The sequence below is a fragment of the Maricaulis sp. W15 genome (assembly GCF_001924955.1).
Classification (GTDB): Bacteria; Pseudomonadota; Alphaproteobacteria; order Caulobacterales; family Maricaulaceae; genus Maricaulis; species Maricaulis maris.
Window position 1 is genome coordinate 85,641 of the sequence record NZ_LQXG01000019.1, and the last position, 19,288, is coordinate 104,928.

The 19,288-nt window shown below is 64.1% G+C and carries 18 protein-coding genes and 1 tRNA gene; 8 read left to right on the forward strand and 11 right to left on the reverse strand.

Annotated elements, in window-relative coordinates:
- Positions 1-18: 18 nt before the first annotated feature.
- Positions 19-1,488 carry a pentapeptide repeat-containing protein gene (locus AWH62_RS13200; RefSeq protein WP_143743056.1) on the forward strand — a complete coding sequence of 490 codons (1,470 nt, stop codon included), beginning with the start codon at positions 19-21 and terminating at the stop codon, positions 1,486-1,488.
- Here AWH62_RS13200 and AWH62_RS13205 read toward each other — a convergent pair.
- From AWH62_RS13205 to AWH62_RS13225, 5 genes are all read right to left on the reverse strand, one after another.
- Positions 1,485-1,994, reverse strand: a complete 510-nt coding sequence (locus AWH62_RS13205) for a hypothetical protein (protein ID WP_075190968.1) — start codon at positions 1,992-1,994, stop codon at positions 1,485-1,487. The genes AWH62_RS13200 and AWH62_RS13205 overlap by 4 nt on opposite strands.
- A gap of 57 nt (positions 1,995-2,051) precedes the next feature.
- Positions 2,052-2,489: a hypothetical protein gene (locus AWH62_RS13210; protein WP_075190969.1), complete on the reverse strand. Its 438-nt coding sequence runs from the start codon at positions 2,487-2,489 to the stop codon at positions 2,052-2,054.
- Between the two features lie 2 nt (positions 2,490-2,491).
- Positions 2,492-2,920, reverse strand: coding sequence for a hypothetical protein (locus AWH62_RS13215; RefSeq protein WP_075190970.1), 429 nt, complete (start codon positions 2,918-2,920; stop codon positions 2,492-2,494).
- 333 nt (positions 2,921-3,253) lie between these two features.
- Positions 3,254-4,912, reverse strand: a complete 1,659-nt coding sequence (locus AWH62_RS13220; RefSeq protein ID WP_075190971.1) for an NAD+ synthase — start codon at positions 4,910-4,912, stop codon at positions 3,254-3,256.
- 53 nt (positions 4,913-4,965) lie between these two features.
- Positions 4,966-5,895, reverse strand: coding sequence for a Gfo/Idh/MocA family protein (locus AWH62_RS13225; protein WP_075191148.1), 930 nt, complete (start codon positions 5,893-5,895; stop codon positions 4,966-4,968).
- A gap of 184 nt (positions 5,896-6,079) precedes the next feature.
- Between AWH62_RS13225 and AWH62_RS13230 the strand changes: the two genes are divergently transcribed.
- The 3 genes from AWH62_RS13230 (at position 6,080) to AWH62_RS13245 (ending at position 8,645) form a co-directional block, all read left to right on the forward strand.
- Positions 6,080-6,898, forward strand: a complete 819-nt coding sequence (locus tag AWH62_RS13230) for a DUF3667 domain-containing protein (RefSeq protein WP_158025631.1) — start codon at positions 6,080-6,082, stop codon at positions 6,896-6,898.
- Between the two features lie 21 nt (positions 6,899-6,919).
- Entirely contained in the window at positions 6,920-7,915 is a 996-nt protein-coding gene (locus AWH62_RS13235; protein WP_075190973.1) for an NADP-dependent oxidoreductase, read from the forward strand.
- Between the two features lie 463 nt (positions 7,916-8,378).
- Complete coding sequence (locus AWH62_RS13245) at positions 8,379-8,645, forward strand: HU family DNA-binding protein (RefSeq protein WP_075190975.1); 267 nt, start codon at positions 8,379-8,381, stop codon at positions 8,643-8,645.
- Positions 8,646-8,748: 103 nt separating this feature from the next.
- On the opposite strand, the gene AWH62_RS13250 is transcribed toward AWH62_RS13245, so the two are convergent.
- From AWH62_RS13250 to glmU, 5 genes are read right to left on the reverse strand one after another with little or no spacing between them, the layout of a single operon-like run.
- Positions 8,749-10,119 (reverse strand): class II 3-deoxy-7-phosphoheptulonate synthase, encoded by a 1,371-nt coding sequence (locus AWH62_RS13250; protein WP_075190976.1) that lies wholly within the window; start codon positions 10,117-10,119, stop codon positions 8,749-8,751.
- A 1-nt stretch (position 10,120) separates the two neighbouring features.
- Positions 10,121-11,509, reverse strand: coding sequence for a glutathione-disulfide reductase (gene gor / locus AWH62_RS13255; protein ID WP_075190977.1), 1,389 nt, complete (start codon positions 11,507-11,509; stop codon positions 10,121-10,123).
- A 29-nt stretch (positions 11,510-11,538) separates the two neighbouring features.
- Positions 11,539-12,240: a ribose-5-phosphate isomerase RpiA gene (gene rpiA, locus AWH62_RS13260; protein ID WP_075190978.1), complete on the reverse strand. Its 702-nt coding sequence runs from the start codon at positions 12,238-12,240 to the stop codon at positions 11,539-11,541.
- Positions 12,237-13,706: an NAD-dependent succinate-semialdehyde dehydrogenase gene (locus tag AWH62_RS13265; RefSeq protein WP_075190979.1), complete on the reverse strand. Its 1,470-nt coding sequence runs from the start codon at positions 13,704-13,706 to the stop codon at positions 12,237-12,239. The genes rpiA and AWH62_RS13265 overlap by 4 nt, the downstream gene beginning before the upstream one ends.
- Positions 13,703-15,061: a bifunctional UDP-N-acetylglucosamine diphosphorylase/glucosamine-1-phosphate N-acetyltransferase GlmU gene (gene glmU, locus AWH62_RS13270; RefSeq protein WP_075190980.1), complete on the reverse strand. Its 1,359-nt coding sequence runs from the start codon at positions 15,059-15,061 to the stop codon at positions 13,703-13,705. Before glmU ends, AWH62_RS13265 begins: the two co-directional genes overlap by 4 nt.
- A gap of 115 nt (positions 15,062-15,176) precedes the next feature.
- Between glmU and AWH62_RS13275 the strand changes: the two genes are divergently transcribed.
- Positions 15,177-15,866, forward strand: coding sequence for an HAD hydrolase-like protein (locus tag AWH62_RS13275; protein WP_075190981.1), 690 nt, complete (start codon positions 15,177-15,179; stop codon positions 15,864-15,866).
- Here AWH62_RS13275 and AWH62_RS13280 read toward each other — a convergent pair whose 3' ends face one another.
- A complete protein-coding gene (locus tag AWH62_RS13280; protein WP_075190982.1) occupies positions 15,867-16,085 on the reverse strand; it encodes a phosphoglycolate phosphatase in 219 nt (72 codons plus the stop codon). It lies immediately after the preceding gene.
- 251 nt (positions 16,086-16,336) lie between these two features.
- On the opposite strand from AWH62_RS13280, the gene AWH62_RS13285 reads away from it, so the two are divergent.
- The 3 genes from AWH62_RS13285 (at position 16,337) to AWH62_RS13295 (ending at position 19,270) form a co-directional block, all read left to right on the forward strand.
- A tRNA-Val gene (locus AWH62_RS13285) sits at positions 16,337-16,411 on the forward strand.
- Between the two features lie 193 nt (positions 16,412-16,604).
- The gene (locus AWH62_RS13290) at positions 16,605-17,645 is read left to right on the forward strand and encodes an extracellular solute-binding protein (protein ID WP_075190983.1); all 1,041 of its coding nucleotides are present in this window, start codon (positions 16,605-16,607) and stop codon (positions 17,643-17,645) included.
- A gap of 2 nt (positions 17,646-17,647) precedes the next feature.
- Entirely contained in the window at positions 17,648-19,270 is a 1,623-nt protein-coding gene (locus tag AWH62_RS13295) for an iron ABC transporter permease (RefSeq protein WP_075190984.1), read from the forward strand.
- Positions 19,271-19,288: the final 18 nt, after the last annotated feature.

Sequence of the window (19,288 nt, forward strand, 5' to 3'; positions counted from 1 at the left end):
TGCGCGTCGCCGCTGTCGATGGCCACCGCTCTCTTCAAGGGAGACGCTGACTTCACAGAGGCGCAATTCTCCGGCGGAGACGCTAGCTTCTATCAAGCGCAATTCTCCGGCGGAGACGCTTACTTCAATCAAGCGCAATTCTCCGGCGGAGACGCTTACTTCAATCAAGCGCAATTCTCCGGCGGATACGCGAACTTCTATCAAGCGCAATTCTCCGGCGGAGACGCTTACTTCTCCGCCATTCTGGCCTTGGGTGATGTCAACTTGGCGCGGGGTGAGCTATCGGGTACCGAGGCTGGCGAGTTGCGCCATTCCAACGCGCCAGGCGACACCTCTGCCCGCGCCTCCGAAGGGACAACGCAATCCGGTCACGATGTCTCGCAGATATGGCTGACCACACCCGGGGCCCGGGCCGAAGCGGGCGCACTTGCCGGTTTCAAACTCGGCAATGCCCGCATTTTCGGCACTGCGGATTTTTCGGATCGGGTATTTTCGTCTGAGCCCGATTTCGAGGGGGTCAAATTCTTCGGGCGGTCGAGCTTTCACGGTGTCAGCCTGCATGAAGGCGTGCGCTGGAAAATGGCCCGCTTTCGCTTTGGCACGCCGATGCGTCCGCGCCGTTTTCCCGTTTGGGACAAGGCCTGGCGCCAAGCCCTTGCCACCGCCAGATCATGGCTGGGACGACAAGCCCCGCACGCACCCGACCACATCCCCTTCCCGTCACGCGAAGCGTTATGGGACGAAATCGAGCGTCGCGCTGGCGACACTGCCCTGCCGGATAAAGCCCGAGAGCAGTTCGATGCGACCTACGACCGGGCCAAGGCCCGCTTCGATGATCGTGGCTTGGAGGCGGACCTTTACGAGTCCGATTATCGCACCCTGAAGCGCCTGTCAGCGAAGATCGGGGCGAGCACGGAGGAACAGCGCTTTTTCGCCCTCGAGCTGAAAGCCCGCCAGGCCCGGCGCTTGACCAGGCGCGGGCCCGGCAAAAGTCGCGATACCGACGTCACAGCCTGGGAAGCCGTCTTCGCGCGGCTCTACGGCGCGGTCACCGATTACGGCCAGAGCCTGACCCGGGTGCTGGGATGGATGGGGGTGGTCTGGCTCGCCAGTGCGGCCAGCGATCTCGCCCTCGCCGTCACCGCGCCGCCGCTACCTGCGCCGCAAGCTCCTGTCGCCCTGCATCAAACGCCCCGCCTGATCGGGGCGCAGGAGGTCGCATCACCGCCGGACGATCGCTGGACCGCCTATTGGCACCAGGAAGGCCGTACCGGCTTGCTCGGCCCGGCCCTTGACGGGCTGGAGATGACCGTCGTGCCCGTGGTCAATCCCGGCGGACACCATCCCTGGACGCGGCGCCTTGAAGGCCCCGATGCCGGCGGACATGTCTATTGGTTCGCCCTGGTGCGCCTCATTCACCGCCTGCTCGCCCTGCCGCTGGCCTTTCTCTTCCTGTTGACCTTGCGGCGGCGTTTCCAGATCAGCTAGTCGAACACCCGCGCCTTCACCGCATCCGCGGCTTCATCGGTCGGGCGTCCGGGACGCCCGGCGAGGCGCCAATAGCACCAGCCGGCGGCCGCGCCGAAAGCGAGGAAGACCAGGTAGAGCCAAAACGGAAAGGGGCTTGGTCCCTCAGCCGCACCGAAGGTCAGGGTGCCGACGAGGAGTTGCAGCAGAACAAGGGAGAGCAGCGCACCCGCGATCAATTCGCTCAGCGGCCGCAGCCATTTCAGGCCCCGGAACAGGCTGACCAGCCCCCAGACCGGCAGGGCGGAAAATACTGCGGTGACGACACCGCCGAACAGGCCCCACACCGGCGCCATGGTCACGGTGACCCAGTAGTTCTGCCGTCCTGCATCATTCCCGGCATCGAGCACCGCGAGTATGGCAAAACCGGCGATCCCCACCACCGAGACCAGGTAACAGGTCAGAAGCCACGCCCCGATGGCGCGCCAGGGATTGCGTCCGAAGAGGCGTTTCAGCGCGGTGGGCATGGCGGACGATCTCCTGCAGGGCGACGGACCACACTCAAGCGACCGCCCAAGACCGATTTATGGCCGCACCGACAGCCGCCAGTAAACCGCGCCGCCGACCAGTCCGGTCGCGGCAAAGAAACCGGTCATCGGCAGACCCTCGACCCCGTAGGACAGCGGAAATCCGAAGATCTGGATCGTGGCGGCTCCGGTGAGCGCGCCCATCAGGAGGTGGGAGACGAGGCCGTACCAGCCGGCCGCGCGCCTCACCCAGGTCAGGATCACGGTCGGCAGCGCTGTCAGCACGGCGACATAGGTGCCGATGAAGAGACTGCCGGGGATGAGGGCTTCAAGAAAGCCGCTCTCGGCCGGCTCGAAACGACCGGACTCGAGTGCCGAGAAAAGACCGAAGGCGATGATGATGGCCAGGCCGGAGAGAAGCGCGGCGATGAGCCAGGCGAAGGCGTTGCGGAGCGTGCCAGCGATGCTGAGCGGCGGGCGATGGGTCATGGTCATACTTATACTCCGTCTGTCTGTTTTGGCGCCTGGGGCTTGCCGACCGCGAACCAGTAGACGCCGCCGCCGAGCGCACCGAGCGGTGCCAAGAGGAGGACCGCCGGGTGGCCGCCAAAACAGATGGCCCCGATCAGCGGGCTGAGGCTGGCCGGGATCAAGATGTCGGCAAATCCGCGCGGCAATCTCCAAGCGCGAACAAGCTGAACGAGGAGAAAGGCTGGCAGCGCGGTCAGGAACATTGTCACGGCGATTGCAATCAACGCGATCATCACCAAAAACGTGTGCGCTGCAGGGCCGTCTTGCAGCACTCCCGGCGCGAACAATCCGGCAATCGCACCGCCCACTGCGAGACAGGCATAGAACCATCCGGCAATCGCCTTGCCGTCATCGATGGCCGTGTCCGGATGGAGTGTCGTCTCTTTCGTTTCCATGATCCCGCTCCCGCGTTGAAATCCTTTGTTCCGTTATTTCTGTTGTGACAGAAATAACGGATGAAGCGAATGTGGCGGGGTGACGCAGGGGGGCATCGCCTCCTCGCTCCGCTCGCCCCCCCTTCGACCCGAGGCTGCGCCTCGGGCCACTTCCCCCGCTTTGCGGGGGCAGAAAGACTATGAGGTCCTCGCCCTTGATGGGCGAGGTGGATCGCCGCTTCAGCGGCGAGACGGAGTGGGTGATGGGCGGTAAGTCCAGAACGCTGCGCGTTTCACCCCTTCCGCCCCTACGGGGCACCTTCCCCATCAAGGGGAAGGACCTCACGCCGAAGCCTAATTCCGAAAGCGGTTGGTAACCGGATAGCGCCGATCACGCCCGAAATTCTTGGGGCCGATCTTGACGCCGGGCGGGGCCTGGCGGCGCTTGTATTCGGCGCGGTAGAGCAGGTTTTCAATGCGTTTGACTTCGGCTTCGTCATGGCCGTCGGCGACCAGCTCGCGGACCGAGCGCTCTTCCTCGACGAGACCGTAGAGAATGGCGTCGAGCACGTCATAGGGCGGCAGGCTGTCCTGGTCTTTCTGGTCCTCGGCCAGCTCGGCCGAGGGCGGCTTGGTGATGATGCGCTCGGGGATGACCTGGCCGACCGGGCCGAGGCCGACCTGGTGATTGGCGGAATTGCGCCACCAGGCCAGCTCGAAGACCTCCGTCTTATAGATGTCCTTGAGGGCGTTATAGCCGCCATTCATGTCGCCATAGAGGGTGGCGTAACCGACCGCCATTTCCGACTTGTTGCCGGTCGAGAGCACCATCGGGCCGAACTTGTTGGACAGCGCCATCAGCACCACGCCGCGGGCCCGCGATTGCAGGTTTTCCTCGGTCGTGTCCGGCTGGGTGCCCTTGAAGGGTGTCGACAGGATGGCGTTGAAGGAGGCAATGGTCGGCTCGACATCGATGATGTCATAGCGGATGCCCAGCGCCTCGGCGCAGGCCTTGGCGTCCTCAAGGCTTTCCTGGCTGGTGTATTTCGACGGCATCATCACCGCCCAAACCTTGTCCGGTCCGAGCGCGTCAACCGCGATCGCCGCCGAAATGGCACTGTCGATGCCGCCGGACATGCCCAGCACGACACCGGGGAAGCCGTTCTTGTCGATATAATCCCGCAGGGCCCGAGTCATTGCCTTCCAGTCCGCCTCGAGGCCCGACTTGACGGACACGATCTGGCCACCGGCGCCGAACCAGCCCTTGTCGGTCTTCACCCATTCTACGGCATCGAGACATTCCTCGAAGGCTGGCAGGCGCTGGACCTCGCGGCCTTCGCTGTCGCGCGAGAAGGAGGCGCCGTCGAAGACCAGCTCATCCTGGCCGCCGATCTGGTTGACAAAAACCATGGCTTTGGGGCCGGGCCAACGATCAAACCAGCTCGCAAAGGCGTGCTTGCGCTCACGTTCAATGGTGCGGCGCCAGGGCGAGCCATTGATCGTGATGATCATCTCGGCGCCCTTGTCGATCAGCGCCTGTGGCACGGCGTCCAACCACAAATCCTCGCAGATCGGCAGGCCGAGCTTGATGCCGCGCCATTTGACGATGTCGGGCAGCGGCCCGGGCTCGAAGACACGCTTTTCGTCGAACACGGCGTAGTTGGGCAATTCATGCTTGAAACGCAGGGCCACCAGCTGCCCCTTGTCCAACAACGCCACCGCATTGTGCAGACGCTTGTTCTGGCGCCAGGGCAGACCGATCAGGATGGCCGGGCCGTCGCGCGTCGCAGCGGCCAGCGTCTCCAGCGCCTCGCGGCAGGCTTCGACGGCGGAGGGTTTGAGCACGAGGTCCTCGGGCGGATAGCCCATCAGGAACATCTCGGGAAAGATCACCATGTCGCCGCGACGCGTCCGCGCCTCGGCGTGGGCCGCGCGGGCCTTGGCCAGATTGCCCGCAACATCCCCGACAACCGGGTTGAGCTGGGCGGTGACGAGAATGATGCGATCTGTCATGGCCGCGACTTAGACCGCGCCGCGGGCCTCTGCAAGTGGCCGGGCGACAGGATCTAAGACCCGTAAGTGCGCGCGCCATCGATCGCCCGCGCTGCATCCAGCGCCCGCAGGCCGGCAATCCCCGGTACCGCAACCGGCGCCCCGTCGAGCACTGACGCGATGAAAGCGTTCACATTGGCGCCCAGACTGTCCTTCGCGGTCGCGCTCTCGGCGAAGTCCGGATTGAGCGCGTAGGGCGTCGTGTTGCTGAAGGTCTTGGCCACGAAATCGATCTCCAGGACGCCGGCCTCATACTCGACCTTCATCTTGCGGTCGCGCTCGTGGTGGACACGGCTCGCGACGAGTTCCGCCTCACAGCCATTGTCGAACACCAGATGCGCCTTGGCGATGTCGGGATGGTCAAACCGCCCCTTGTCCACTTCGCCGGTGACCGATTTCACAGCGCTACCGGACAGCGCAATCACCAGATCGAGATCATGCACCATCAGATCCAGCGTGACCGAGACATCGAGACAGCGATCCGAAGCCGGCCCCATGCGGCTGGCGGTGATCTTCTTCGGCGTCGCGTCAACTGCAAACAGACCCATGGCGTTAAACACGAAGCGCTCCTGGTGACCGACCTGGAGCACGCAGCCATGTTTGGCGGCCAGCGAGATCAGCTCGCGTGCCTCTTCCACCGAGGAGGCAATCGGCTTTTCCACGAGGACATGCTTGCCCATGGCAAGCGCGGTGGCGGCGGCCTCGAAATGGTGCACGGCCGGGCTGGCGACCGTAATGGCATCAACCCCGGCCAGAAAGGTGGCAAAATTGTCGAAGCCCTTTGCGCCATGTTTTTCAGCCAGCGCCTTGGCGCGCTCGAGATCAGGCTCGTAGACCCCAACCAGCTCGACCCGCTCATTGGCGGCGTATTTCGACGCGTGGAAGCCGCCGAACACGCCGGCGCCAACAACGCCGGTCCGAAGGATGCGGGATTTGGAAGCCATGAACTCACCTCTTTTGATGGCGCCGTGAATAGCGTTGCCGCCGCCACGATCAAGCGGGACATGCATCACCACTTGTTTCGGGCAATTGCAGGGCAGGCACTGCCGACAAGCCGATCAGGTCCGGCAATCCCGGCTTGCACCGACCGGCGCGAGGCCTAGGATGACGCGAATACGGGGGATGCGCGTGCCAGACAGACAAGAGATTGACGGCGCCAAGCGCGCAAAAGACAGCGATACGCCGCTCGATTCCCTGTCCATCGCGGTCTTTGACGTCGATGCCCGGATTTTCCGGACCATGCGCGACTGTTTTCTCAAACCCGTCGCGGTCGCGACGGCCGGCATGTCACGTGACTATGCGCTTTACCTGTCGCCGATCCGAGTTTTCATCGCCCTCTTCTCTTTCCAGTTTGTCGTCGCCGCCCTGTTCGGAACCCCGCTCACGGCGACGCTGGAATCGATGACGGCGTCGGACGCCGATCTCGACATTGCGGCCTGGCTCGCCTCGGCCCGCGTCGACTTCGAAACGCCGCTGACCTTTCAACGGGTTGAAGACAAGCTTCAGGCCATCCAGTCGATCACGCTGTGGCCCATCACCGCCCTGTCATCCCTGCCCTACCTGATCGCGCTCAAACTCTACCGGCCGTCGACGCCGCTCTGGGGCCATTTGCAAATCTACCTGGTCGCGACCAATGCCAGCTTCATCGTGATGATCGCGCTCATCCCTCTGCACACTTTGGGCGCCTTCGGCATTGCGGGCGGCATGTTGATCGCGCTGCTCGCCTTCTTCATCATCGCGGGTGTCATGCTGGCCCATTTCTACGGCCGGTCGATGATCGCACTGGGCCTGCGCCTCGCCGGGCTGGTTGCGCTTTTGCCGATCACGATGTTGATCACCATGATCGGCACCTTCATCACCATCGACTGGGTGTTGGAGAACGAGTTCGGCCTGCATTTCATGGCGCTCATTTCGCCGGAAGTTTTTGCAGAAATGTCCACATCATAAGAAAGAAACGGGAGTTGGTTGATGAAATCGCGTGAAATCCACCTGAATACCTATCTCAAAGGCGCACCGGATCCGAAATACTACGACGTCGTGGAGACAGACATCCCCGCACCGGGCCCGGGCGAAGTCCTGGTTCGCAATCTGTTTATCTCGGTTGATCCCTACATGCGCGGACGCATGAGCGGTGTGCGCACCTATATCGGGCCGTTCGAACTCGGCAAGGTGATGGAAGGCGGCGCCGTCGGCGAAGTCATCGAGAGCAATTTCGACGGGCTGAAGCCGGGCGATCATGTCTCCTCCATGTTCGGTTGGCGCGAAGGCTATGTGGCGCCCGGCCAGGCGCTGACCAAGATCGACACCTCGGTGCTGCCGCCGCAGGCCTTCCTGGGCATTGCCGGCATGCCGGGCCTGACCGCCTATGTCGGGATCAAGCGGATGATTGACCTGCAGGCCGGCGAGACCCTGTGGATGTCCGGCGGCGCCGGCGCGGTCGGCACCTCGGGCGTGCAGTTCGCCAAGGCGATAGGCGCCACCGTCATTGCCACGGCCGGCGGGGCGGAGAAATGCGCCTTCGTCAAATCGCTCGGCGCCGATCATGTCGTCGACTACAAGGCGACCGACAATCTCACCGCTGCCATCGCCGAAGTCGCCCCCAATGGGGTTGATGGCTATTTCGAGAATATCGGCGGCACGCATTTCACCGCAGCGCTCAACTCCCTGCGTCCGAAAGGCCGCATGGCCGCCTGCGGCATGATCCAGCGCTATAATGATACCGGCGCCGCGACCCTGCCCGACAATCTCACCCAGATCGTCGGCAAGTCGCTGACCATTCGCGGCTTCATCGTGTCGGACCATGCCGACATGTTCGGGGACTTCGTGAAGGATCTCGGGGCCTGGATAGCCGCCGGCAAGATCAAGCCGGCCGAGACCGTGATGGAGGGGATCGACCAAGCCCCCGCCGCCTTCTCGGGCCTCTTCACCGGTCAGAACACCGGCAAGATGCTGGTCAAGATCTGATAACGGGGGGGGGCGCGGTGTCCGGGATTTCGGAGCCGCGTCCCTGCCAGGCGCCAACGGCCTGGGATTGCTAGCGCCGGGTCAGCCGACCGAGCGTCCAGCCAGCCGCAATGGCGGCCAGAACCGGTGACCAGGTCTCCCCCGCACCTGCGAGAAGCGCGAGCACATACGCGCCCAAACCTGCTGCAAGTGCGAACGGGAGCATGCGAATCGGACGATTCGCGACCGGCGCGTTATGATGCGGTTCACCCTGATACATGCTGTGGAATGTACGCAATTTGGGGGCCGAGCTGTGAAAAACCGTGATTTACCGGGGAAATTGCAGCGATTTGGCCCGGATTCGCCTGTTGCAGCTTGCAATCATGGGCAGTTCTTGGCCTTGATGGACCGTCAACGAACACGCGGCAACCGGACGGATACGATGACCGTGCTTGCCGGACCGCGAACAACTGGGGGGAACCCTATGAACAAGTCTGATCTCGCCAAAGCCGTCTCCGAGAAGACCGGCCTGTCCCGCGCCCAAGCGGGTGAAGCTGTGGATTCCGCCATCGAAGCCATCGTCGGCTCGGTCAAGGAAAACGACAGCGTCCAGATCGCTGGCTTCGGCACCTTCTATGCGAAGCACCGTGAAGCCCGTGAAGTGCGCAATCCGCGCACCGGCGAAACGATGATGTCCAAGGCTCGCACCCAGGCGGCTTTCCGTCCGGCGGCTGCCCTGAAAGACATCTAATCAGTCCATCGGGTCCTGATTAAGCGAAACGCCGTCCGGAGCGATCCGGACGGCGTTTTTCTTTGGGGTTTCTCCCCACGCCGGTGGGGAGGAAAGACGCGTCTCAGGCCGCGTTGGCGGCGGAGTTATTGCCGCGCACCCGCTTGAGGCTCTCGGCGATGCGGAAGGCCATGTCGAGGGCCTGGTCGGCATTGAGGCGCGGATCGCAATGGGTGTGATAGCGCGCCGCCAGATCGGCCTCGGTGACCGTCTTGGCGCCGCCAACGCACTCGGTGACATCGCGACCGGTCATCTCGAAATGCACGCCACCGGGATAAGCCCCCTCGGCATAGAGCACATCCATGAAGCTCTCGAGCTCCAGCAGGATACGATCGAAATCGCGCGTCTTGTAGCCATTGCCGGTCTTGTGGGTATTGCCGTGCATCGGATCGGACGACCAGACCACATTGCGGCCGGCCTTGGTCACCGCTGCCGCCAGCTTGGGCAGGTTGTTGCGGACATTGTCCGCGCCCATGCGCACGATCAGAACAAGGCGCCCGGCCTCATTGTCCGGATTGAGGGCATCAATCAGCGGCAGCAGATCGTCGGGCTGCATGGTCGGACCGCATTTGACGCCGACCGGATTGGAAATGCCGCGGGCATATTCGACATGGGCGCCGTCAAGCTGACGAGTGCGCTCACCGGTCCAGATCATGTGCGCCGACGTGGCATACCATTGCCCGGTATTGGGATCGCGGCGGGTCAGCGCCTGCTCGAAGGGCAGGTGCAGCGCTTCGTGGCTGGTGAAGAAGTCGACCGCTTCCAGCGATGGCGCACTGTCACGGCCGATGCCACAGGCCTTCATGAAGGCCAGGGCTTCGGAGATACGGGTCGCGGTCTCGGCATAACGTTCGGCAGCCGGACTGTCGCTGACGAAGTCCTGGGTCCATTGGTGGACATTGTGCAGATCGGCATAACCGCCGGACGCAAAGGCCCGCAGCAGGTTCAGTGTCGAGGCTGACTGGTCATAGGAGCGGATCAGGCGTTGCGGATCAGGCTCGCGGGCCTCGGTCGTGAATTCGGGACCATTGACGCTGTCGCCGCGATAGCTGGGCAAGGTCACCCCATCGATGGTCTCGGTGTCGGAGGAGCGCGGCTTGGCGAACTGGCCGGCGATCCGGCCGACTTTCACGATCGGCTTGGAGGCGGCGAAGGTCATCACCACCGCCATCTGCAACAGCACACGGAAGGTGTCGCGCACGCCCTCGGTGGAGAATTCCTTGAAACTCTCCGCGCAATCGCCGCCCTGAAGCAGGAAAGCCCTGCCCGCGCTGACGTCTGCCAGCTGGCGACGCAAGCGCCGCGCTTCACCGGCAAAGACCAGCGCCGGACGGGCCGACAGCTCGTCGAGTACCGCCTCCAGCTTCGCTTGATCCTTGTAGGTGGGCATCTGGCTGACGGGCTTTGCGCGCCAGGATTGGGGAGACCAGGTCATGTCACTCAGCTGCTTTCAACTCCGGCGGTGTCCATTTTTCTTTCATGGTCACCAACTCTTCCGCACTGGTCGGATGCACGGCACAGGCCGCATCGTATTGATCCTTGGTCAGGCCCGCCTTCACGGCGATCCCGGCCAGCTGGATCATCTCAGGCGCATCCGGCCCGACAATATGCACGCCCAGCACCCGCTCTGTCTCCCCGTCGACGACGAGTTTCATCAACATCCGCGAGGCATCGGGCGTCAGGGATAGTTTCATAGGCCGGAACGAGGTCTTGTAAACATCCACTTGTGCAAATTTTTTGCGCGCATCGGCCTCCGAGAGGCCGACAGAGCCAACAGGCGGCTGTGTAAACACCGCTGACGCAATGTCTTCGTGATCATAGGCCGTCGGCTTGTCACCGAACACGGTCGCCGCAAAGGCCGCGCCCTCGCGGATCGCCACGGGCGTCAGATTGACCCGGTTTGTGACGTCTCCGACGGCGTAGATATTGGCTGCCGAGGTCTTGGAATAGGCATCGACCTTGATCGCACCCTTCGGATCGAGCGCCACGCCGGCCTTGTCCACGCCCAACCCGTCGACATGCGGATTGCGGCCGATCGCATACATCACGACATCAGTATCGACATGATTGCCATTGTCGAGATGGACCCGCTTGCGCCCATCCGGCAGGGCTTCGATCTTCTCGAACACCGTGTGCGTGATCACCCGCACACCGGACCGCACCAGCTCTTCATGGACATGGCTGCGCACATCATCGTCGAAGCCACGCAACACCGTGTCGCCGCGATAGACTTGGCAGACCTCGGAGCCCATGCCGGCAAAAATCTGCGCGAACTCGCAGGCGATATAACCGCCACCGGCGATCACGACATGCTTGGGCAGGGTCTCAAGATGAAAGGCCTCATTGGAAGAAATCCCCAGCTCGGCCCCTTCAATCTCCGGCACGACGGGCGTGCCGCCAACCGCGATCAGGATCTTGTCAGCGGTGACAGTCCGGCCAGACTTCACCAGACGGAGCGTGTGCGCGTCCTCGAATACCGCCCGCTCCTCGATGACCTCGACGCCGGAATTGTTGAGATTGCGGCTGTAGATGCCGGACAGGCGGTCGATCTCCGCATCCTTGGCATTGATCAGCTTTTCCCAGCTGAACGAGGTCTCGCCGACGCTCCAGCCATAGCTCTCCGCCAGTTTGAACGTCTTGGCGAACTCGCTCGCATAGACCAGCAGCTTCTTGGGCACGCAGCCGCGGATCACACAGGTCCCGCCGACCCGATATTCCTCGGCCACGGCGACCCGCGCCGCGCCATGCTGTTTGGCCATCCGGGCCGCGCGCACACCGCCGGAACCGGCGCCGATGACGAAGAGGTCGTAGTCGTACTGGGTCATTCAAATTGCCTTATTGCGTGCAACAGAGCCTAAAGCTCCATCACCCGGGCGTCACCGTCCTCACCGACGATGACGACACGAGCCAGATTGATGAACAGGCCGTGCTCGACCACACCGGGGATCGCTTTCAGGGCCAGGTCAACGGCACCAGCGTCCGGGATAGCCTCGCAGGCACAATCAAGAATGTAATTGCCGCCATCGGTGACCAGCGGCTCAAGCCCGTCACCCTTGCGGCGCAGCTGCACATCCGGTGACGTGATGCCGACCTTGCGCAGCGCCTCATAGACCTGCTTGGCGGTCAACGAGAAACCGAAACGGTCCACCTCCACCGGCAGCGGGAATTTGCCCAGGGTCGAGACCAGCTTGGTCTCGTCGACCATGACAATCATCAGGTCGGAGGCATTGGCGATGATCTTCTCGCGCAACAGGCAAGCCCCGCCACCCTTGATCAGCTGGAAACGGCCATCAACCTCATCGGCACCGTCAATGGTGATCGAGATTTGATTGACATGGTCGACATCGATCAGCGGCACGCCATTCTCGACCGCCACCTCGGCCGTGCGCTGCGAGGTCGGAACACCGCGCACCTTGAGGCCGTCCTTCACCTTCTCGCCGAGCAGGCGCAAGAAAATCTCTGCCGTCGAGCCCGAGCCGAGTCCCAGCGTCATGCCATCTTCGACATAGTCGAGAGCAGCCGCTGCGGCGCGGGCCTTCTGGCGTTCGGCACTCATTGGTCGACACCGCCGAGGAGCACGTATTTGAGTTCGGTGAACTCCTCGACGCCCCATTTGCCGCCTTCGCGACCAATACCGCTTTCCTTGACCCCGCCAAAGGGTGTCGAGGCAGCCCCGACCATGGGCGCATTGACGCCGATCATGCCGTATTCAATGCCTTCGGTCAGACGGTGCACCCGGCCGACATCCTGCGTGTAGATATAGGCGGCCAGGCCAAACGGCGTGTCATTGGCCAGCTTGATGATGTCGGCCTCGGTTTCGGCGCGATAGACCGAGGCCACCGGTCCGAAAATTTCCGAGCAGGATACATCCATGGACGGGTCGCCGCCATCAATCAGGGTCGGGGCATAGAAGGATCCGCCCAGTTCCTCGGTCAGCGGCTTGCCGCCGGTGACGATGCGGGCCCCCGCCTCGCGGGCCTGTTGCACCAGCTTGTCGACGCGGGCGACGGCGGTCATGTGGATCAACGGGCCGACCGTGGTCTCGCTGTCGAAGCCGTCGCCAGCCTTCAGCCGGGACACGCGCGCTTCCAGCGCCGCGACGAGTTTGTCGGCAATGGCCGGCTGGGCGATGATGCGGTTGGCCGAGACGCAGGTCTGGCCGGAGACGCGGAATTTCGAGGCAATGACACCGTCGGCCGCCTTCTCGATATCGGCGTCATCCATCACGATGAAGGGCGCATTGCCACCCAGTTCCAGCGCGACGCGTTTCACCGTCGACGCGGCCTGGCTCATCAACAATTTCCCGACCGCGGTCGAGCCGGTGAAACCGACCATACGAACATCGCTGGAACCGGTCAGCACGCCGCCGATCGCCGGCGCGTCGCCGCAAACAACGTTGAAGACGCCATCGGGAATGCCGGCGCGCTTGGCCAGCTCGGCCAGGGCCAGGGCCGAGAGCGGGGTTTCCGGTGCCGGCTTGATCACCATGGTGCAGCCCGCCGCCAGGGCCGGCGCACATTTACGGGTGATCATGGCGACCGGGAAATTCCACGGCGTAATACAGCCGACCACGCCGATCGGCTGGCGGATGGTCCAACCGCGCGAGCCCGGGAAAGGCGTCGACAGGGTTTCGCCATGGACGCGCTTGGCTTCCTCGGCCGACCATTCGACGAATGAAGCACCATAGACGACTTCGCCCTGCGCTTCCTTGTTCACCTTGCCCATTTCCAGGGTGATCAGGGTCGCCAGGTCCTGGGCGTTTTCCAGGATCAGCTTGTGCCATTTCATCAACAGGGCAGCGCGCTGGAAGGGTGAGACCTTCTTCCAGGTCTCGAAGGCCCGCGTCGCGGCCGCAACCGCGTTGCGCGCGCCAGCCTCGCCGACATCACCGACCGTCGCGATGACCTCGTTATTGGCCGGGTTGAGCACATCGACACCACCCTCACCGCTGACCCACTGGCCATCAATGAAGCTGTCGGTGCGATACAGGCTCTTGTCGCTCAAACGATCCGTCACACTCATGTCTGGCTGTCCTTTCTGGCCTTGCGGGCTTGCTTGGCGGTGTGGAAGCGGGCCGCCCAGCCCGGCTTGTGGGTTTGCGGCGTGCGGGCGAGCGCAAGCGCATCAGCGGGCACATCCTCGGTCACAATGGTTCCGGTCGCCGTGAAGGCGCCCGCCCCGACCGTGACCGGCGCGACGAGACAGGTGTTCGACCCGATGAAGGCATTGTCGCCGATCACCGTGCGATGCTTGTCATATCCGTCGTAATTGCAGGTGATGGTGCCGGCTCCGATATTCGCGTTCGCGCCGATCGACGCATCGCCGATATAGGTAAGGTGGGAGACTTTTGCGCCCTCTGCGAGCTGCGATTTCTTGATCTCGACGAAATTGCCGACTTTCGAGCCCTCGCCGAGCTCGGCGCCGGGGCGCAGGCGGGCGAAGGGTCCGGCATGGGCGCCGCGCTTGAGATGCGCGCCTTCGACATGGGAATGGGCGTGGATGACCACGTCCTCCTCGACCACCACGCCGGGGCCGAACACGACATTGGGTTCGATCACCACATCGCGTTCAATCTTTGTGTCATGGGCGAAGAAAACCGTCTCCGGCGCGATCAGGGTCACGCCGTCGGCCATCATCTGGGCGCGCATGCGCGCCTGGAAGGCTGCTTCCGCTTCAGCCAGGTCGGCGCGGGAATTCACGCCCAGCACTTCGTCGGCATCGGCGACCACCACCGCGGCGCGCAGATTGCGCTTGCGGGCCAGGCCGACAACATCGGTGAGATAGTACTCCCCATTGGCATTGTCATTGGTGACCTCGGCCAACAGGTCGAACAGGAGTTCCGCCGGCGCCGCCAGAACGCCGGAATTGACCAGGCCGACCGCGCGTTCGGCCTCATTGGCGTCCTTGTATTCGACGATCCGGTCGAGATCGCCATCGGCATTGGTGATCAGCCGGCCATAGGCCGCCGGGTCCTCCGGCTCGAAGCCCAGGACGGCAACCGATGCGCCGCCCTCGAGTGCCTCAAAGACCCGCGCCACGGTCGCGGCGGTGATCAGGGGCGTGTCGGCGTAGAGGACAATGGCATCGCCGGCCAGATCGGTCAGGGCGGCGCGCGCGGCTTGCACGGCATGGCCGGTGCCCTTGGGCGGATCCTGCAGTGCGGTGCGCGTCCCCAGCGCTTCGGCGGCATCCCGTACGGCCGGCGAATGAGCCCCCCAGACCGTGACGATATCGCAGGCGCCGCAATCGGCGGCCAAGGCGACGGCCCAGTCCAGCATCGGGCGGCCACCCACCTTGTGCAGGACCTTGACCGTTTTCGACTTCATCCGCGTGCCTTGGCCGGCGGCGAGGATGATGGCGGCGCGGGATCGGGACATTGCGGCTTCCTTGTCCTGTGGAATCGACGGTTTCGACCTGTCGAGCGCTATAGCCTATCGCTCCGGCGCGCGTAACCTAGCTTCTCCTGCTTTGCTCGCTCAAAGGCCTGAAATCATGCTCGACTCCCGTGACGCCGCCCTGTTTGCCGACGCTGCGATCGCCTTTGACCTGGACGGCACCCTGGTCGACACCGCGCCCGACCTGCTGCGCGCCCTCAATGCGGTCATCCGTCCGCTGGGCCTGCAGGCCGTGGCCCTGGACGAAGTCCGCGCCATGGTGGGACGTGGCGCGCGCGCGCTGCTGGAGCGCGCCCATGCGCGTCAGGGCCGGGTGCTGGAGGATGCAGATGCCGCAACCGCCCGGTTGATCGAGATCTACGGCCAGGACGTGGCCGCCCACAGCAAGGTCTTCGACGGGGTTGAGGAAACGCTGGCCTGGTTGAAGACGCAAGGCAGCCGCCTGTCGGTCTGCACCAACAAACCTTCAGCCCTGTCGGACATGCTGATCGGGGAGATGGGTCTGAGCGGCTATTTCGACCGCATCATCGGACCGGAACGGACAAGCGCCAAGAAACCGGCGGCGGACCATGTCCTGGACGCGCTGGGCGCCGGATACAGCCGCGCGGCACTCATAGGTGACAGCGAGCCGGATGTCGCGGCAGCGCAGGCAGCCGGCCTGCCCAGCGTGGTCATGAGTTATGGCTACAGTGAAAGACCGGCCGACTCCTTGGGAGCCGGCCGGGTCATTCATGTCTTCAGCGATGTACCGCTGGCGCTCGCCGATCTGTGGCGAACCACGACCTGATCAGGCCGTGCGGCGCTCGCGACCGGCATCATTGGCAGCGCGGGTCGGCATGCCGTTGACGAGGTTGGAGCGCACATCCGTGCGGGCAGAGCGCATGGCAGGCATGAAGCCGGCTTCCACGAGATCCACGGAAACATCATAGCCGCGCTCGGCCCAATAGGCTTCAATACGCGCTTTGAGACGACGCGCACCTTCAGGCGTGCACAGATCATTACTCATGAACAAAACCTCCTACTCGACCGAAGCTTCCCTCGGCCGGGAATTGCGTCCAATCTGGTGATTGACGGGACGGGCCGTTGCGGCCGCGTTCCAGCTTGGGGGAGGCTGATATAGGCAGGACGGCCATATGACGAGAGCATGACGGTGTGGCAAGTTGTCGCACATGAGGCGAGACACATCTGCACTTCAACTTCCTCGCGTAGTTGACCGGTTAGAAGTGCCTGCTTATACGGTCGCTTTCCGGAAACACCGGGCGATTAGCTCAGCGGGAGAGCACCTCGTTCACACCGAGGGGGTCACTGGTTCAATCCCAGTATCGCCCACCATTTCCTACCTTCCCTACCGTCACGATCTCCGGAATCGCGCTTGTGATCGCCACTGCGGCAGTGCGATTCTGTCCATTCCCGCCGCTGCGGAGGGGGGTGCGCCGCCTTGGCACTGCCCCAGTCTGCACGGATTTCTTGCGAAGCATTCTCATTGATGAGAAGACTGTCGGCAACCAAGCAGAATGGGTGTGATATGAAATCCGTGAAATTCCTCGCATTGGCGGCGAGCGCCGCGCTGGCAGCCTGTTCCCAACCGGCCACTGAAGACGGCGACACGGCCCGTGTCGTCAATGTCTACAGCGCGCGCCATTATTCCAGCGACGCCGCGATCTATGCCGCATTCACCGAACAGACCGGCATCGAGGTCAATCTGGTCGCCGCCAGTGGCGATCAACTGATTGAACGGGTTCGTGCCGATGGCGAGCGCAGCCCGGCCGATGTCATCATCACCGTCGACGCTGCCCGCCTGCACCGGGCCGAACAGGCCGGCCTGTTCGCCGCCTCCGACTTCTCTGATCTGGACATCGACATCCCGGCCAACCTGATCGATCCGGAAGGTTATTGGGTCAGCTTTGCCAAGCGCTCCCGCGTGATCGCCTACTCGAACGACCGCGTTCAGCCCGGCGAGATCGCGACCTATGAAGACCTCGCCGATCCGCGCTGGGAAGGCCGTATCTGCGTCCGCGAGAGCGGCAATGCCTACAACCAGTCGCTGCTCGCATCCCTCGTTGCCCATCTGGGCGAAGAGGATGCCCAGGCCTGGGCCCAGGGCATTGTCGACAACATGGCCCGCGAGCCGCAGGGCGGTGACCGCACCCAGATCAACGGCATTGCCGCCGGTGAGTGCGACGTCGCCATCCTGAACCATTATTACTATGCGATGATGGTCAATTCCGACGATCCGGCCGCCCAGGCCGCCGCCGCCGCGGTGACCCTGTTCTTCCCGAACCAGGACACGACCGGCGCCCACGTCAATGTTTCCGGCGCCGGCATTGCGGTCAACGCGCCGCATCCTGAGGAAGCCCGGACGCTGATCGAATTCTTCTTCAGCGATGACGCCCAGCGCGCCTTTGCCGAGATGACGAATGAAATCCCGGTACGCACGGATGTCAGCTGGGACAATCCGACACTGGCCGCCATGCTGCCCTTCAACGAAGACACGCTGAACGTCTCGGAACTGGGCGACAATAACGAGACCGCCCAACGCATTTTCGACCGGATCGGCTGGCAATAAGCATGCCGGCACCGGCGCATTTCCTGCGCAGTCATGTCCGCCTGCCAGGCCGCACAGTCGGCCTGGCAGTGCTGGCGGCTGCTATCTGCGCCGCCCCGGTGCTGGCGGTCGCCTGGATCGCACTGAGCGGTGAGACCGGGGATTATCTCCAACACCTCGCCGGCACCCGCCTGCCGATCTATCTGGCCACCTCCGCCATTGTCGCCCTGATCGCGGCCGGCGGAGCCGGGCTGATCGGGACGGGGCTGGGCTGGCTGATCGCCCGCACCGAATTTGTCGGCCGCAGAACGCTGGCCTGGGTGTTGATCCTGCCGCTCGCCGTGCCCGCCTATGTCGCCGCCTATGCCTGGCTCGACCTCAGCCATGCCGGTGGCCCGCTGCAGGCGATGACGGGTGGTCTCTTCCCGACCATTCGTGGCAGCTGGGGCGCCGGGCTGATGTTTGCCCTCGTGCTCTACCCCTATGTCTTCCTGTTGGCGCGCGACACCTTCGCCGGCCAGTCCGCCGACGCCTATCACGCCGCCCGCACGCTCGGGGCCGGGCCGCTGACCGCCTTCTGGCGCACCTCCCTGCCGATGGCGCGGCCGGCCATTGCCGCCGGCCTGGCCCTGGTGGTGATGGAAAGCCTGGCTGACTATGGCACCGTTTCGCATCTCGGCGCCCCGACGCTGTCGATCGGGCTGATCCGGGCCTGGAGCGGCGCCGGCTCGCTGGTCGACGCCGCCCGCCTGTCGCTGGTCCTCGTGGTCATCGCGATTTTCGTGTTCGGGCTGGAACGCGCCCAGCGCCGCCGCGCCCGCAGCGTCAATGCGGCCGGCCGCCACAAGCCGGCACCGCGCCTGCAACTGGGTGCCGGTCACGGCCTGCTGGCGCTGCTCGCCTGCCTGACCCCGCTGGTGCTGGGCATGGTCGTCCCGCTCGGCCGTCTCGCCTGGCTGGCCCTGCACACCGATACGGCGCCCGGCCTCGCCGCCGCCAGCCTGCACTCGCTCACACTGGCCTTGATCACCGCCGTGATCGCCGCCGCGCTCGGACTGGCCACCGCCTACGCCCTGCGCAGCCGCACCGCCATCGCCACACTGGCCGCGCGCGCCGCCGGCCTCGGCTATGCCGTGCCCGGTGCCGTCGCAGCCGTCGGCGTGATCGCGCTCCTGTCGGGTACACAAGCCCTGCTCGACCCGGCCTGGCGCGCCCTGACCGGCGAGGTCTTCCCGATCCTGCTGACCGCCACCGGCGGCGCGCTGGTCTTTGCCTATCTTTCGCGCTTTGCCGCCGCCGCCATCAGCCCGGCCGAAACCGCCCTCGCCCGTGTCACACCGTCACTGGACGGCGCGGCACGGACTCTGGGCGCCAGTCGCGGCCGCCGGGTCGGCAGCGTACACTGGCCGCTGATCGCCGCCGGGGTCACATCCGCCGGCCTGCTGGTCTTCGTCGAAGTGCTCAAGGAATTGCCGGCGACCATGATCCTGCGCCCGTTCAACTACGACACACTGGCCATCATCGCCCATAATTTCGCCAGTGATGAACGTCTGGGTGAGGCGGCCCTGCCCTCGCTCCTCATTCCGCTGGTCGCCCTGCTTCCCATGATCTTCGTGGCCCGCTACCTATCCCGACAGGCGCGGTAGGGTGCCGCCCGAGGGAAA